General features: G+C 47.8%; 18 protein-coding genes. All 18 read left to right on the top strand.

The window, feature by feature from the left end; translation table 11 throughout:
* Positions 1-40 precede the first annotated feature (40 nt).
* The 18 genes from AC50Y3_RS13695 (at position 41) to hpf (ending at position 15449) form a co-directional block, all read left to right on the top strand.
* On the top strand, positions 41-799 hold the full coding sequence (locus tag AC50Y3_RS13695; protein WP_494819295.1) for a hypothetical protein: 759 nt from the start codon (positions 41-43) through the stop codon (positions 797-799).
* 229 nt (positions 800-1028) lie between these two features.
* Complete coding sequence (locus tag AC50Y3_RS13690; RefSeq protein ID WP_494819294.1) at positions 1029-3182, top strand: helicase-related protein; 2154 nt, start codon at positions 1029-1031, stop codon at positions 3180-3182.
* Positions 3183-3636: 454 nt separating this feature from the next.
* The gene (locus AC50Y3_RS13685) at positions 3637-4083 is read left to right on the top strand and encodes a ComF family protein (protein ID WP_494819293.1); all 447 of its coding nucleotides are present in this window, start codon (positions 3637-3639) and stop codon (positions 4081-4083) included.
* A 104-nt stretch (positions 4084-4187) separates the two neighbouring features.
* On the top strand, positions 4188-4607 hold the full coding sequence (locus tag AC50Y3_RS13680) for a flagellar protein (RefSeq protein WP_494819292.1): 420 nt from the start codon (positions 4188-4190) through the stop codon (positions 4605-4607).
* 100 nt (positions 4608-4707) lie between these two features.
* Complete coding sequence (gene flgM, locus AC50Y3_RS13675) at positions 4708-4974, top strand: flagellar biosynthesis anti-sigma factor FlgM (RefSeq protein ID WP_494819626.1); 267 nt, start codon at positions 4708-4710, stop codon at positions 4972-4974.
* Positions 4975-4995: 21 nt separating this feature from the next.
* Positions 4996-5496: a flagellar protein FlgN gene (locus AC50Y3_RS13670; protein ID WP_494819291.1), complete on the top strand. Its 501-nt coding sequence runs from the start codon at positions 4996-4998 to the stop codon at positions 5494-5496.
* A 15-nt stretch (positions 5497-5511) separates the two neighbouring features.
* Complete coding sequence (gene flgK, locus AC50Y3_RS13665; RefSeq protein ID WP_494819290.1) at positions 5512-7092, top strand: flagellar hook-associated protein FlgK; 1581 nt, start codon at positions 5512-5514, stop codon at positions 7090-7092.
* A 24-nt stretch (positions 7093-7116) separates the two neighbouring features.
* On the top strand, positions 7117-8037 hold the full coding sequence (flgL, locus tag AC50Y3_RS13660) for a flagellar hook-associated protein FlgL (RefSeq protein WP_494819289.1): 921 nt from the start codon (positions 7117-7119) through the stop codon (positions 8035-8037).
* A 19-nt stretch (positions 8038-8056) separates the two neighbouring features.
* Positions 8057-8629: a DUF6470 family protein gene (locus AC50Y3_RS13655; protein ID WP_494819288.1), complete on the top strand. Its 573-nt coding sequence runs from the start codon at positions 8057-8059 to the stop codon at positions 8627-8629.
* A gap of 59 nt (positions 8630-8688) precedes the next feature.
* Positions 8689-9120 (top strand): flagellar assembly protein FliW, encoded by a 432-nt coding sequence (gene fliW, locus AC50Y3_RS13650; RefSeq protein ID WP_494819287.1) that lies wholly within the window; start codon positions 8689-8691, stop codon positions 9118-9120.
* A complete protein-coding gene (csrA, locus tag AC50Y3_RS13645) occupies positions 9114-9365 on the top strand; it encodes a carbon storage regulator CsrA (protein WP_494819286.1) in 252 nt (83 codons plus the stop codon). Before fliW ends, csrA begins: the two co-directional genes overlap by 7 nt.
* Positions 9366-9593: 228 nt before the next feature.
* The gene (locus AC50Y3_RS13640) at positions 9594-11354 is read left to right on the top strand and encodes a flagellin N-terminal helical domain-containing protein (RefSeq protein ID WP_494819285.1); all 1761 of its coding nucleotides are present in this window, start codon (positions 9594-9596) and stop codon (positions 11352-11354) included.
* Positions 11355-11540: 186 nt separating this feature from the next.
* On the top strand, positions 11541-11933 hold the full coding sequence (locus tag AC50Y3_RS13635) for a flagellar protein FlaG (RefSeq protein ID WP_494819284.1): 393 nt from the start codon (positions 11541-11543) through the stop codon (positions 11931-11933).
* 27 nt (positions 11934-11960) lie between these two features.
* Entirely contained in the window at positions 11961-13535 is a 1575-nt protein-coding gene (gene fliD / locus AC50Y3_RS13630) for a flagellar filament capping protein FliD (RefSeq protein ID WP_494819283.1), read from the top strand.
* Positions 13536-13553: 18 nt separating this feature from the next.
* Positions 13554-13940 (top strand): flagellar export chaperone FliS, encoded by a 387-nt coding sequence (gene fliS, locus AC50Y3_RS13625; protein ID WP_494819282.1) that lies wholly within the window; start codon positions 13554-13556, stop codon positions 13938-13940.
* Positions 13941-13945: 5 nt separating this feature from the next.
* Positions 13946-14287 (top strand): flagellar protein FliT, encoded by a 342-nt coding sequence (gene fliT, locus AC50Y3_RS13620; RefSeq protein WP_494819281.1) that lies wholly within the window; start codon positions 13946-13948, stop codon positions 14285-14287.
* A 194-nt stretch (positions 14288-14481) separates the two neighbouring features.
* On the top strand, positions 14482-14679 hold the full coding sequence (locus AC50Y3_RS13615; RefSeq protein WP_090575545.1) for a cold shock domain-containing protein: 198 nt from the start codon (positions 14482-14484) through the stop codon (positions 14677-14679).
* A 224-nt stretch (positions 14680-14903) separates the two neighbouring features.
* The gene (gene hpf / locus AC50Y3_RS13610; RefSeq protein ID WP_494819280.1) at positions 14904-15449 is read left to right on the top strand and encodes a ribosome hibernation-promoting factor, HPF/YfiA family; all 546 of its coding nucleotides are present in this window, start codon (positions 14904-14906) and stop codon (positions 15447-15449) included.
* The last annotated feature ends 12 nt before the right edge of the window (positions 15450-15461 follow it).

Raw genomic sequence — 15461 nt, 5'->3', positions numbered from 1 at the left:
GTTTACGGCATATGATGTCACAAAAAAGGAGGTGGCTGCCTTGATTCCAGTCTTGTTATGGATCTTCGGTTGTTACGCCTTGGCTGCGGCTGCCGTACATGCCGTATCCGCACTTACCTGGAGACGGGAACGTCATATCAAGCATTACGTCCTCATCGCCGGTAATGAACAGCTGCAGATGGAATGGTATATGCGCTCGCTTCGGCGTTTTTCTCATTTTACTGGCACAGAAGTGAAAGTGACTGTCGTGGACCGCGGCTCAGAGGATGAAACGATGAGTATTGCTCGGTGTTTTGCCAAGCACGGCATGAATGTTCATTTTCACTCCTCTGCCTCGCCAGATGAGTACGGCCGCTTGCCGGAGACGCTGAGCCGACCTGCATCGGTCAAAGCCCATGAAGTGTCTGGTGGGCTGGGTGAGAAACGTTCGAGTTCGAAGGATGAGAAGCGTGTAGTAGGGCAAAGTGAGAAACATGCGGGTCCGAAGGATGGGAAGAGTCTAGCCGGACAGAGTGAGAAATACTCGAGTTCGAAGGATGAGAAGCGTCCAGCTGGGCAAAGTGAGAAACACTCGAGTTCGAAGGATGAAGGCGATAGTCTGGCGAAATGGCATCGCTTTCGTACGAAGTTGCGGATATCAGGACGGCGGCGTCCGGATGGCCGCGCTAAGAAGCATAGCAAATTAGAGCCGACAAATTTGCTCTGGATGCTCCAGGCTGAAGGCGTTGTTTCTGTAAAAGACCATGCGGTGTTAATTGATTTAAGGGATCCTGCGGATCTGTCGAAGCTTCCGTTCTAAAGGTGGCTAATAACGGACAGATGATTTTTGGACAGCTGCTATGCTTGACAAAAAGTAAATTGCGAAGATAGCGAGGCACAATGTATAATCTATTCAACTGAATATAAGCGAGTGAAGCACACCCGTATGATCTGCTAGGAGGCGGATTGGGGTGTGCTTTTTTGTTGTTTTGTGGGGTTGTAAGGATGCGGTAAAGCGAGTTCAGAGTATGAAAGGAGTGCTGGCCTTCATGAAAGTGTTCTTATATGCGGTTGGGGACAACGGGAGAACAAGGGCGATGTGGTCAATTGCGCCGGAGGTGGATATGGCGTACTGGCTCGTGCCTGGATATCGGGAAGAGGCGGAGAGAGTGTTGGATGGTGGGGCCGGAGCGGAGAGCATGCGAGGAGCGGGTGAGGGAGGAGAGGATGCGAGTGGGGGCAACTGGGGATTGCAAAGCGCGGTGTTGTGGAGTGAGGAATTGCCGCTTGGTTTGGCGGCAAGGGTCGTGGAACGGTGGCCTGGCGAAGCGGGGCAGGAGGAGATGCGCGAGGTGCTGACGCGCCTTGTTCATGAAGCATGGGCGTATGATGCCCGAATGGGCCTGCCGGCTGGAGGACGCGAGGATGCACATGCTTATGTGCCTCGCGCTGCCGAGCTGTGCGAGGCAGCGCATGGGCTAGCGGCGCGGGCTTGTCGCGCCGCTGCGCTTTTGCAGGGACGAGCGCTGCTCAGCAGCGAAGCGCTCGCCCTGCTTGGGGCCGCGGGTGCGGCCGGGCTGGCCGGCGCAGCGGCGGTGCCTTGGAGCGCGGCGGCCCCCGGGCTCCAGTTGGCCGCGCTGCTTGGCCAGCTGCGCCTAGGCGGCGCAGTCGCCCCGCAGCCGCAGCCTCGGCTGCTGCGGTGGCGGGAGGCGCTAGGCGCCAGGCCGCGCCCGCGGCTCCGCTGCCAGCGGTGCGGCAGCGGCACGGCGCGCATGCGCCGAACCGCATGCGCCGCGTGCGGCCGCGCATGCGCGTACTGCGAGGCATGCCTCACGATGGGCCGCAGCCGCGAATGCGGCCTGCTCATCCACGGCATGCCGAGCAGCGCAGCAGCGCGCTTGCTCGCACCAAGCGTCAACGCCACCCCCGCGGTCAGCGCTTCCGGGTCCAGCGCCACCTCCGCGGTCAGCACTTTCGGGTCCAACGCCATCCCCGCGGTCAGCGCTTCCGGGTCCAGCGCCACCTCCGCGGTCAGCGCTTCTGCGTCCAGCGCCACCCCCGCGCCAAGCGCCAACGCATCCAGTGTCTCACCCGCGGCCAGCGCTCCCCCGCCAAGCGCCCCCACCATCGCCCCATCCTGGGGCCTCAGCCCCGCACAAAAGGCGGCCGCCGAAGCCGCCCTCAGCTTCATGGCGACCAGCCCAGCCAATCTATCCGCCTCGCGCAGATTTCTGCTGTGGGCAGTTACCGGAGCGGGCAAAACGGAGATGATCTTTCCGCTCATCGAGGCTTGTCTACAGCGCCGAGGCCGCGCACTCATAGCGACACCGCGCAGAGACGTCGTGCTGGAGCTAGATCCGCGTATCCGCAAAGCCTTTCCGGCGGCAACCGTTGTAACGCTATATGGCGGCAGTGAGCAACGCTGGGAACAAGGAGAGATCACGCTGGCTACAACGCATCAATTATTCCGTTTTCGTCAAGGGTTCGATCTCGTTGTTATCGATGAAATCGATGCCTTTCCTTATCACAATGATGAGATGCTGCACTACGCCGCGGACAATGTATGCAGGCCTGATGGCGTAAACATCCTTTTATCCGCTACGCCTCCCGCAGAACTTAGAAGAGCAGCGAAGCTTGGTAGACTCGAGCATGTGCGCGTACCGGTTCGATTCCACCGTCATCCGCTTCCGGTGCCCGTGCAATTCCAAATCCCGACAGTGAGAAAAATGCTGGGCAAGCGCAGCCTCCCAAGCCAGCTTCTTAAGACACTCGGGCAGTCCATTAACCGAGGCGCTCAGCTTTTTGTATTTGCCCAGCAAATTCGAGATGTAGAACCTCTGGTGGAACGGCTCCGTCTCGCTTTTCCCAACATTGTCGTGGAGGGTACGTCCTCCAAAGATCCCAATCGTGCAGACAAAGTAACCCGATTCCGGGATCGCAGCATCCGACTGCTAGTAACTACAACGATTCTCGAGCGTGGAGTCACAGTCCCCAAGAGTGACGTGTTCATTCTGGATGCGGACGGGAAGCTTTTTGACGATGCCTCTCTCATTCAAATGGCGGGCAGAGCCGGCAGATCAAAGGATGATCCAGCCGGACGGGTCTACTTCTACAGTTCGTCCCGTACACGCGCACAGCAGTCAGCCATACGTCAAATCAAAATCATGAATCGAATCGCCCGTCGAAGAGGGTATCTTTTATAACCGGCCAGCACTATACGAAATCCATCAAGGAAAGACGTGACTGCCTATTCTTCCAAACCTTTTAACCTCCTCCATATCAACTATCTTGTGTAAGCTTCAACAGCTTTTCCAACATACATCCCAGACTACCACGGCTATGCTCTCAACCCGATCCTCCGTATGCGTCATTTGTGGGAAGACAGGTAACCGATCGTCTAGTCATGCCCATTTTCCGGATTTGTGCCAGCACTGTTTTGGTCAAATTCCCTGGATTACACGGATTTATTGTACTGTTTGCGGCAGGCCCGAATGGTGTCCGGATTGCAGTCGCCGCCAAGGAGCAGCTTTTATTTGCAATCGCTCAGCTGTACTTTATGATCCCGTTATTCGGCAGTGGCTTGCGCTCTACAAATATCGCGGCCATGAAGGGCTGGCTCCCATATTAGGCGAAATACTGCTTACTGCGTATCGCAGTATGGTTGCACTACAATCCAGCAAGAGCCAGTCCTCGTTCGGTTTCGATGCCATGATCCCAGTTCCGGTAAGCGGCGAACGGCTGCAGGAGCGGGGCTTTAATCAAGCTGAGCGATTAGCCTCTTATCTTGCCGATCGAGAAGCGTTAGCACTCTATGACGTTCTGAGACGCATACGGCACAGTGACAAACAAAGCTTCAAAACAAGAATGGCGAGACTGCGAGATACGAAACAGCTGTTTGCGGCTGATCTAGCTGTCACTGTGGAGATGCTTGCTGCAATCCGGCTCAGAATCGACCAGCCTACGATAAAGCTGCTAATCGTCGATGATATTTACACTACCGGCAGTACGGCGAATTCCTGCGCACTGGCGCTGAGAGAGGTCATAGAGCAACTGGAACCTCATTTGGATGTTCAGATATTCGTTCTTACACTTGCGCGTTCCTAGCAAATTCAACTCTATGATTATCCGATCAAATAAATGATGAATTTTGTCTATCTTTGAGTTAATATGGAGTCACAAGTGGCTAGACTCGAAGGGAGCAGTGAAAGATGGATCTTGGAAATTGTCCTCGCTGCGGGAAACTGTATGCTAAGAACTTCCGCGATGTTTGTCCGAATTGTATCAAGCAGATTGATAATGAATATACGGTTTGCTCGGAGTATCTGCGTAAGAATAAAGGCACGAACATCAACGAACTTTCAGACGCGACGAGTGTTTCTATAAAACAAATCACGAGGTTTATTCGTGAGGGCAGAATTTCACTGGTAGGTGCTCCAAATTTGATGTATCCGTGCGAAATGTGCGGCGTACTCATCCGGGACAATAACAAATGTGACAGCTGCAGGGCCAAGCTGTTGAAAGAAGTCAGCAAAGCAAAACAAGAAATTGCAAACAGATCCGAAGAGGAGTCAAAGGCACCGACCTCCGCAGCGTCTGCCTATCGGAACTTAGAGCGTGGTAGAGACTGATTATTTAGCGGAGTTTTAAAATCTCTAAATATTTACACCCATTTGCCGATAATACTCTTATACAGAGTTATCGGCTTTTTTAATTGTTGGAGGGATTATGATGAAGATAAATCAATCGCACCGGATCAATGCAGTAAATCCGTATCAGAAGCAAAGCGAGCAGCAGGCAAATGCGCTTGATCGTAAACGTAAAACGGATAAAGTGCAAATATCCGCCGAAGCACAGGAGATGCTCTCTTCCAGTCGTGTCAATGACAATGATCGCGCTAAGCTGATTGATGATCTTAAACAATCCGTAAGCACCGGAAGCTATCATGTGGAATCGGGCAAAATCGCAGAGAAGCTGCTTCCTTTTCTTAAAAACTAACAACAAGACAGGTGAATCCTTGTGATCGTGGAAACAATTATCGCAACGCTTGAGCAGCAGGCGGGCGTATACCGGGAGCTGCTGGCATTGGCCAATGAGAAGACGCCTTATCTTGTCCACAATCAAGTGGAGAAGTTAAACGCTACGCTTCAGAAAGAACGGAAACTGCTGAAGACGTCTGAGGAATTAGAGCAGCAGCGGATGAGACTATCCGGCCAATATTTCTCGGGTATTGGGATGCTTCGTTACAAAGGCGGCAAAATCAGCGAGATGATCCGGACGGTTACATCATCTCAAGATAAGAAGAAATTGACGGAACTTCATGAGACGCTTACGACACTGCTTGATGAGCTGCAGAAGGTTAGTCAACTGAATCAGCAGCTGATCGAACAATCGCTTAAGTTCATTGATTATTCGATAGATTTGTTGGTCGAGGATCCGAACGGTGACGTTACATACCAGCATCCACTTAGTCCCGGATACGGAAACACTCGCAACGGCTTATTTGATACAAGAGGATAGGGAGGCAACCCTGCAATGAGTTCTACATTCCATGGCATTGAAACAGCCAAGCGGAGTTTGTTCACGCAGACGGCTGCATTAAATACAACCGGTCATAATATCTCGAATGCTAATACAGCAGGTTACTCTAGACAAGTAGTCAATATGCAGGCTTCCAGACCAATGGAATACCCGGGCATAAGCAGATCCAACGTCCCCGGACAATTGGGAACAGGCGTAGAGTTTTCGTCCATTACTCGCGTTCGTCAGTCCTTCCTTGACGATCAATTCCGGAACGAGAACAAGTCTCTGGGCAACTGGGAGATACAAGCTGACACGCTCAACAAGCTGGAGAGTATTGTGAATGAACCCTCGGATTCAGGTATTCGTACGGTGCTCGACAACTTCTGGAAGTCGTGGTCCGATCTTAGTAAAGATCCGGAGAATGTGACGGGCCGGAAGATTGTACGCGAGAGTGCAATCGCTTTAACAGATGCTTTCAACCAAACGAGCAAACAGTTAAGCGATTTAAGTACGGATTTGACCAATAACATTCAGGTTAAAGTCAATGAAATTAACTCTATTATTTCAACGGTTTCTAATTTAAATACAGAAATTTCACGGATTGAAGGATTAGGTAATGACGCTAACGATCTAAGAGATCAGCGGGATCTGCTGACCGACAACTTGTCCAAAATTGTGAATATTAATGTGGTTAATACTGGCGCTGGCTATGATATATCAGTCGGCGGCATAAACCTGACTACGGGCGGAACTGCTTCACCAACCTCTGTAGATGCACTTACGGCTGCTTTTGGCACAGGAGATGGTTCCGGTGACCTGAATAGCGGCGAAGTATTCGGGATGTTCGTTGCGAAAGAGAAGTATGTCGCTGATTACCAGAATCAACTGAACGTACTGGCCAACACCATTGCGAACGGAGAGGTTACGATCACCATTCCTGCGGGATCGATGCTTCCGGAAGGAACAACATTGAAAACTCCGGATGGCGGCAGTTTGACATTCGCAGGCTCGACTCGATTGCTGGCAAAGGATACTACAGTAGTTGTTAACGGGCTTAATGGTCTGCATAAATTAGGTTATACCTTTGACACCCCTGCCAAAGCAGGCGAGGATTTCTTTACCTCTGCATCTGGCGATATTACAGCTGATAGCATCCGCTTAAATCCAACGATTGCAGCTGATGCCAGCTTAATCGCGACGTCACTGCGGACAACCGGGACCGGGAGCAGCGAGACGGCGGTTAAAGGTAACAACACACTCGCTGTACTGTTATCGAATTTCAAAGATTCTAAGTTTTCTTTTACGACAACAAGCGGCGGCGTAACAACCGGAAGCATCGATGATTATTTCAGAGCGATCGTTGGACAGCTAGGGGTTCAAGGACAAGAGGCGCAGCGGCAGCTTAACAATCAGCAAGTGCTTGCCGAGCAAGTGGACTCCAGCCGTCAAGCTGTCAGCGGTGTTTCTATCGATGAAGAGATGTCTAATATGATTAAGTTCCAGCATGCATATGGCGCGGCAGCTCGGTTTATGACAGCCTATGATGAGATTTTAGAGAAGCTCATTAACGGTACGGGTACGGTAGGCCGGTAATATCTAAGATAGGTGGGGATGAAGTTGTCTTTAAGAATTACGCAAAGTATGATGCATTCACAGCTGCTTAGAAACGTTAATAATAACTTGAGCCGTATGGACAAGCATCAGAATATGCTTTCAACGGGTAGGAAAATTAACTCACCTTCCGATGATCCGGTCGGTATTACCTATGCATTGCGATATCGCAGTGAACTTTCTGCCAATGAACAGTACCAGAAGAATATTGATTCGGCTAAATCTTTCGTTGATCATACGGATACTGTTCTATCTCAGTTGACTGATATTATGCAGCGTGCCAATGAGCTGACTGTTCAAGGTGCTAACGGTGCGAACCCCCAATCTGCGTTGGATGCGATTGCCGAAGAGATGGGCCAGCTCTATCAACAAGCAGTTTCTCTGGGGAATGACAGGCTCAATGGCAAGGCCATATTTAACGGACAATTTACGGACACAGATCCTTATACAATAGCTGGTGCGCAAACAGAGCAAGCGGATACGCAATCCATTATGTATCAATTTGCTGCCGGTGTTACGATTCCGATCAATGTAACAGGTGATGCCGTGTTTGGTGCAGCTAATCCAGCCCCGCCAGCAGCTGCTACGACGCCGGATAATCTGTTCACGGTACTGGGTGGTCTCCAAACAGCTTTCTCTACCGGGGATCAGAAACAAGTGCAGAACTTATTAGGACAATTGGGCAGCAGAATGGACAAAATTCTGAACGTTCGTGCAGAGGTTGGAGCAAGATCGAACCGGATTGATTTGATGGATGCTCGTATTAAGGATCTCGATGTGAACTTGACAGATCTGGATTCCAAAATCGAAGATGCCGATATGGCAGAAATCATCACGAAGCTGCAAGAAGATCAGAACGTGTATCAAGCTTCTTTGTCTATCGGAGCCAAGATCATCCAGCCTAGCTTATTGGATTATATAAGATAATCCGATTGGGGGAATTGCTTTGGAATTTCAATTTCCGCGCTTATCGATTCATCAAACCTATGCTCAGATCGGTATTGAAACGAACAATGCCAGCTTAGAAATGCAATCTCCGCCCGGAGATTTGTCAATTGAGCAGCCGCAGGCCATAGTAGACATTCAATCACCGAGAGGTGAGCTTGAAGTTGATTCTACAGCGGCTTTCACGGCTTTAGGTGCAGGGCCTCATTTAGAGTGGATGAATTCGATTTACAGTCAGTACAAAAGTTGTGCGCTGCAGGCTATTGCGAAGATCGTTGAAGACGGCAATCGGATGGCCCAAATATCGAATCCCAACAATGCTTTCGCGGAGATTGGAAGAGAAGCGTTTCAGCATAAGAATCGGATTATTTACACCGGAGAGGCTTCCGTGGATAATGTAAGAGTTCGTTATACAGCCCACGCGCCAATCATCAACATTGAAGCCCAGAAGCCGATTATAGAGTACACGCCGCGTAAGCCGGAGACTCAGTATAATCCGGGTTCGGTAGAAGTGTACTTGCGGCAAAGGAACTCCGTTGAATTCAGTGTGGGTGAATACGACAAATACATATAATAATTTGAAATGCTATAGCGCAAGCTATAGCATTATCTGTTAGAGGAGGGTATTCTTTAATGCTCGATTTCTTACAAGGTAGAACGTTTCAATTAAACGGAAGCATTCTAGGCTTCGAGGAGTGCAACGAGTTCTCAATTAAAGTAGTGGAAGAGAATTCGCATTTTGCCTATTTACAAAGTCTGGAGCATGATTATATTTCCTTCTTAGTCATTTCGCCATTTGCGGCAGATAAGGATTACTCCTTCGAACTCGAGGAGAAGGATAAGAAGCTGCTTGAAATCGAAGCACCTGAGGATGTTTGTGTCCTAACCATTGTGACAACTACAGAACCATTCACAGCTTCAACCATTAATTTACTCGCGCCAATTCTATTGAATATGAAGAATGGACAAGGCAAACAAAGTGTTCTCCCTCCGTCTAGCAGATATAGTACCAAAGAACCTCTCTTCAAAGTCGTTCAATTGGAAAGCGGTGAACAATCATGCTAATATTGAGCCGGAAAAAAGGACAGTCGATCCTGTTAAACAACGATATTGAGATTGTGATTTCATCGATCGATGGGGATCAGGTTAAAGTAGGAATCAAAGCACCAAGCGATGTGAACATTCTTCGCAAAGAAGTGTATGATGCGGTACAAGAGAGCAATAAACAAGCGCTTCAGAAGCAGCTTAACTTAGCGGATCTGAAGAGTTTTCAGATTCCAAGTAATGCGGACAAAAAAACCAATGCCTAGATGGCATTGGTTTTTTTTGTTGGATAGATGAGCAACGTAGCGGAGTTCTCGTAATTTATTGTCGTTTTTTTTTGTTTTTGAGAAATTTGCTATAAAGAATAGCAAAGTGACCGTCGATATATTCAATAGGCGCTGTTTCGCAACATGGCGGCCGACCTGATTACGGAACAGCCATAAGGTCTCCACAAGGATGTGGAGAACTACCCAACTTCAAGGAGGAAGAATAAAATGAGAATTAATCACAACATCACAGCACTAAACACGCACCGTCAACTGGGTGCTAACAGCCAAGCAACAGCTAAAAACATCGAGAAATTGTCTTCCGGTCTTCGCATCAACCGTGCAGGTGACGATGCAGCTGGTCTAGCAATCTCCGAAAAAATGCGTGGTCAAATCCGTGGTTTGGACATGGCTGCTAAGAACTCCCAAGATGGTATCTCCCTGATCCAAACAGCTGAGGGCGCATTGAACGAAACTCACAGCATCCTTCAACGTATGCGCGAACTTGCTAACCAATCCGCTAACGGAACTAACACTGATGCTGACCGTGGCGCGCTACAAGATGAGATGAACCAATTGACTTCCGAAATCAACCGCGTAGGTAACACTACTGAGTTCAATACTCAAAAATTGCTTCAAGGTGATGGCAAAACTAACTTGACGAACACAGGAGTAGTAGCTGCTGGTAAAGTAGGAGCTACTGTTACTGGTGCGGATAGAAAAACAACTGAAGCTACACAAACTGTTACTATTACTGCTGCTGGTGTTGTGGGTGATACTGCAAAATTCACATTAAATGGCGTTGCATTGACAGCTACATTTACAGCATCAGGTTCTAATGGTGGTGTTGCAGGTGATAGCCAAGGTTACGGCGTAACTGCTACTTCTGCAAACATTGCACGTGATGCAGGGGGTACGGCTAACGGAAGTGCAGCTGGTTTAAGAGACGCTTTCCAAAAAATGATCGATGCAAATGATACTCTAAAAGGACAATATGTAGTAAGTGGCTCTGCAGGTAGCATTACAATTACTGCTGTTAAGGGTGGTACTTTTGAAGGTGCAGCTGGTACAATGGCTGCATATGCTCAAACTGGTACTGGTTTAACAGGTGGTGCTGCAATTGCAAATGCAGGTTCAACTACTAACGCAGTTCAAGCAAGCACAGACATTGACTTAGCTTCCTTAAATGGTGCAACTAAAGCAGTGGAAACTGCTAACATTAAAGCACTTGCTGGAACAGGAATGACTATTAACGGACAACAAGTTGAATTCTATGATTCAACTGCTGGCGCTTATACTGGTAAAGCGCTCGGGGTTGATATTAATGCCGCTTTGCAAACTACATGGGCTGCAACAGGCGACCAAACAAAAGCTCTTACAAAAACAATTGCTGATACTGTAGGGGCCAAAATCGCGGATGTTACTGTTACGAATAACGGCACTAAAGTAGTAGTTACTGCCAATAAAGGTGGCGTTGCTGGTAACAGTCTTGAGTTCAAAGACGGAGGAATTCAAAAAGATTTCGAAACTTCCTTCCAAATCGGAGCTAATACTGGACAATCCATGTCCCTATCCGTTTCCGATATGCGTTCAAATGCTCTTGGTATCACAGCAAAAGCTGGAACTGCTGGTTTCACAACAGCTAACACTGTAACTGATGGAACAAACGACGTTAAAGGCGAAGCTGCTTTGAATATCTCCACTAAAGATGATGCTGCTAAGGCAATTGCAGTTCTTGATAAAGCAACTGCTTCTGTTTCCAGCGAGCGTTCCAAGCTTGGTGCGGTACAAAACCGTCTTGAGCACACAATCAACAACTTGGGAACTGCTTCCGAGAACTTGACTGCTGCTGAGTCCCGTATCCGTGACGTTGATATGGCGAAAGAAATGATGGAGCAAACTAAGAACAACATCCTTGCACAAGCTGCACAAGCTATGCTTGCACAAGCTAACCAACAACCACAAGGCGTTCTTCAATTGCTTCGTTAATCTTAACGAACAACAAAGAGATCCTAGTCTTTCTAGGGTCTCTTTTGTTTTGTATCTGTTTAGCAAAAAGGGTCTCTCAATAGAGAAGCCCTTTTCGCTAAACAGATACATTTTTTTTCAAGGCTATACAGGATTGCTCTTATAACACCGATATAAGAAGTAATATACCGTCGGGAGGAAAGCATTATGAATACGAATTTGCCAATCAGCAATTCTGTTCCCATAAGCAGTCCTATAACTAATACTGCCAATGATCGGCAAGTCGTGTCAGATCAGCAGCAGAGCGCTGTACCTGTGCTTCAAAATGCAAGGGAATTAAAGCAAGCTGAGAACACAGGTGTAAAGGTGCCGCTTGGCGAAGAAATGTTGATTAAAGCGATTGAGAAAGCAAACAAAGCGGTTATGGGTGTGGCGACTTCTTGTGAATTTTCTATCCACGAGAAAACAAAGCAGATCATGGTGAAAGTCGTCGAGAAGGATACGGGTAGACTGATTCGTGAAGTACCGCCAGAGAAAATATTGAATATGGTAGCCGCAATGTGTGAGAAAGCCGGCATATGGATCGACGAGCGGAGATAGTAGCGTCAGAAGGAGGACTGTAACGAAATGGTAATGAGGATTAATGGAATGGCTTCAGGCATGGATATCGATACGATCGTCAAGCAACTCATGACAGCAGGTAAGGTACCAGCAGATAAACTGAAGCAGCAGAAGCAAACGGTTGAATGGCAGCGTGATGCTTATAAGGATTTAAACAAGAAATTGCTTGATTTCCGTAATAATAAAGTATTTAATTTCAAAGCCGATCGAACGCTTGGAGCTAAGGTGACCACGATCAGTGGGGATAATCAAGTGTTTACAGCAACTGCAAGAGCTGACGCGCCAATTGGTACGACTACAATTAAAGTTATGTCACTTGCGACCTCAGCTAAGATGACGGGGGCAGATATCCGCAAAGCTCCAGGTGCTCCTACCGATCCTGTATTCGATGCATCCAAAACGCTCGAAGATCAGAAAGCATTACTGGCTACGACTCCTGCTGTAGGAACCGGAACGGACTACTCTTTCAAAATAAACGGTACACAGATTGATGTGGACACAAGCGTGGATTCACTCAATGATGTGATCTCTCGTATCAACAAGACGACGAATGTGAATGCGTTTTACGATTCTTTCACAGGTCAAATTGGTTTTACGACGAAGGCGACTGGAGATAAAGCAGATATTAAGATCACTAATGATACCGGCGGTTTTGCTGCTAACATTCTAAATTTACCTGCGGCAAGTGGTACAGGTAAAAACGCAGTACTAGAGATAAACGGAATTAAAACAGAACGAGAAAGCAACTCATTCACCGTCAACAACATGGATATCGTACTGAAACAAAAAAGCGTGTTCACTGGTGTAGCAGGTAATGCAGTGGATGAGGCTGATCCAAGCAAATATGTGGCTACTTCCATCGGGGTATCTACCGATACAGCCAAGATCGTAGATTCAATTAAGACCTTCATCGCGGATTATAATGATGTCTTGAAGACGCTGCAGGACAAAGTCGGAGAGAAGAAGAATCGTGACTTCCAGCCGTTGACCGAAGATCAGAGAAAAGATATGAAAGAAGACGACATTAAACTTTGGGAAACGAAAGCGAAGACGGGTTTGCTGCATAATGACAGCATCTTCACTTCAACAATCGCTTCCTTGCGGACTGTCACTTCAACTGTAGTTAACACAGGAAATGCGAACTATACTACGCTTTCTTCCATTGGAATCGGATCAACTAACTATTTAGATAACGGTAAGCTGTCCATAACGGATGAAGAGAAGCTCAAGACGGCTATTGAGAAAGATCCGGATGCGGTATTGGCTCTATTCTCAGCGGCCGGCAATGGGGATGCGGATCAGTCTGATGTCGGGATTGTTCAGAAGATGTACGGCAATCTGAAGGGGACATTAGAGAATCTCTCCAGCAAAGCCGGTACATCCTTATTCTCGGATGAGGTACTGAAGTCAGACAGCATTATGGGCAAGCAGCTCTCCAAGTTAAATGATCAAATTGCTGCATGGAACAGCCGGTTAGTAGATATGGAGAACAATTACTACAAGAAATTTACTGCAATGGAGACAGCGATCAGTAAGTTGAATTCCCAATCGTCGAGTTTGATGAGCTCTATTGGGGGCTAACAATAGGAGGAAACGTTGATGATGCAAGCACAACAGAACAGATACCTCGACAACTCCGTCCAAACGGCTTCACCTGCGCAATTGTTGATCATGCTTTACGATGGTGCGATTCGATTCTCGAAGGCGGCCATTCTGGCCATTAAAGAAGGTAAGCATGAGGCCGCTCATCGTAACCTGGTGAAGGTTCAAGATATTGTTGCGGAATTTGAGATCACATTGGATCGTAAATCGGAGCTGGCTGACGGACTGCTGAAGCTGTACGATTATTTCAAAATCCGTCTAAGAGAAGCGAACCTGAAGAAAGACGTAGTTCCAGTGGAAGAAGTGCTTGGTTATTTAACCGAACTTCGCGAAACCTGGATCACTGCCGCGAAACCGGTGGCGAGCGTTCAGAGGAGTTCATAATTGCAATGGAAGCCCTTAGAGAATTAGAACAGTTGACGATGCAGCTTGTAGCAGACATCCATGAAGCGACTGTGGATCAGATCGAAGCCTTCCTGGACCAAAGAGGGAGCGCAATTGAGGCGATCCAAGCTCAATTTGCACTCCGTCCGGCCGACAGCACGAGTCGTGAGCAGGTGAATCGCATTCTTAGCTTCGACTCGCGCATTCTGGGGCGTATGGAAGAGCTTAAGAACGAAGCCACTCTGGGCATGGATAAATTCAACCGTGCACGTGTTCAACGCGACGCTTATGGCGCCGGAGGGGCATACGGTGTAGACAACAGTATGTTCTTCGATGAGAGGAACTAGTGATACGATGAGAGACATGAATGCACCCTTGTGGGTGCGTTTTTTGTATATGGCGAAATAATTAAACCAATGAAATCAGCAATGTATTCGCTTACAAAAACTTATTGACAATATTGTGAAGTGGGTGTTATATTCGATTTGTGGGCCACGCCTAGTGATCTCGCAGCTATTTGAAGATGAAGGGAATGTTCTCAATGCAAGGTAAAGTTAAATGGTTTAACGCAGAAAAAGGTTATGGTTTCATCGAGACAGAACAAGGCGGCGATGTATTCGTACATTTCTCCGCAATCCAATCCGAAGGTTTCAAAACACTTGAAGAAGGCCAATCCGTAGAATTCGACATCGTCGAAGGCGCGCGTGGTCCTCAAGCTGCAAACGTTACTAAACTGTAATCATACCGCTGTTAAGCGGCCACATAATAAATGGTACGCGCTTAACCGTATGTGATCGGCAGAAGCCCTGGGCAACCAGGGCTTTTTCTTGTTTTTACCCACAAAACTACTTCTAGAAACTGCCAACTATTAAATTATTAAATAATTCACAAAATACAGAAAATATCTTTGAGATCGCCTACAGAGGGTGTTATAATAAGACTATGTAAAAGGAGGAATGCCACATGAAATACAACATTCGAGGTCAACACATCTTGGTGACAGACGCCTTGCGCGAATATGTCGAGAAGAAGCTAAGCCGCCTAGAAAAGTATTTTGAAGAGCCGATTACCTCCGAAACAAACGTTACCATGTCTGTTACGAAAGGCAAACATGTCATTGAAGTCATGATTCCACTCTCGAACGCTATGCTAAGAGCCGAGGAGAAGAGCGAGGATATGTACGCTTCCATCGACTTGGTAGTGGACAAACTGGATCGTCAAATTCGCAAACATAAAACTAAAATCAACAGCCGATATCGCAAAGAAAGCGGCATTCGCACGATGTTCAAAGATGACGGCGCAGCAGTTCGGGTGCTGGAGGAGGAGGAAGACTACGAGCTTGTTCGGACGAAACGCTTCCTATTAAAGCCTATGGACGTAGAGGAAGCTATTCTTCAAATGAACATGGTTGGGCACAGCTTCTTCATGTTCGCGAATGCTACTACCAAAGAAGTGAATGTCGTGTATAAGCGCAGCGACGGGCGATATGGATTAATAGAAGCAGACTAATAAGGATAACAT

It is taken from the genome of Paenibacillus sp. J22R98 (genome assembly GCF_059383835.1).
This window is presented reverse-complemented; position numbering and strand designations above follow the sequence as displayed.

Bases quoted from the DNA above. Each gene is read 5' to 3' on its own strand.
- AC50Y3_RS13635 (WP_494819284.1), top strand. From the start codon at position 11,541: ATGAATACGAATTTGCCAATCAGCAATTCTGTTCCCATAAGCAGTCCT.
- fliT (WP_494819281.1), top strand. From the start codon at position 13,946: ATGGAAGCCCTTAGAGAATTAGAACAGTTGACGATGCAGCTTGTAGCA.
- fliD (WP_494819283.1), top strand. From the start codon at position 11,961: ATGGTAATGAGGATTAATGGAATGGCTTCAGGCATGGATATCGATACG.
- AC50Y3_RS13680 (WP_494819292.1), top strand. From the start codon at position 4,188: ATGGATCTTGGAAATTGTCCTCGCTGCGGGAAACTGTATGCTAAGAAC.
- hpf (WP_494819280.1), top strand. From the start codon at position 14,904: ATGAAATACAACATTCGAGGTCAACACATCTTGGTGACAGACGCCTTG.
- AC50Y3_RS13615 (WP_090575545.1), top strand. From the start codon at position 14,482: ATGCAAGGTAAAGTTAAATGGTTTAACGCAGAAAAAGGTTATGGTTTC.
- AC50Y3_RS13640 (WP_494819285.1), top strand. From the start codon at position 9,594: ATGAGAATTAATCACAACATCACAGCACTAAACACGCACCGTCAACTG.
- flgK (WP_494819290.1), top strand. From the start codon at position 5,512: ATGAGTTCTACATTCCATGGCATTGAAACAGCCAAGCGGAGTTTGTTC.
- flgM (WP_494819626.1), top strand. From the start codon at position 4,708: ATGAAGATAAATCAATCGCACCGGATCAATGCAGTAAATCCGTATCAG.
- fliW (WP_494819287.1), top strand. From the start codon at position 8,689: ATGCTCGATTTCTTACAAGGTAGAACGTTTCAATTAAACGGAAGCATT.
- AC50Y3_RS13685 (WP_494819293.1), top strand. From the start codon at position 3,637: ATGGTTGCACTACAATCCAGCAAGAGCCAGTCCTCGTTCGGTTTCGAT.
- csrA (WP_494819286.1), top strand. From the start codon at position 9,114: ATGCTAATATTGAGCCGGAAAAAAGGACAGTCGATCCTGTTAAACAAC.
- AC50Y3_RS13690 (WP_494819294.1), top strand. From the start codon at position 1,029: ATGAAAGTGTTCTTATATGCGGTTGGGGACAACGGGAGAACAAGGGCG.
- fliS (WP_494819282.1), top strand. From the start codon at position 13,554: ATGATGCAAGCACAACAGAACAGATACCTCGACAACTCCGTCCAAACG.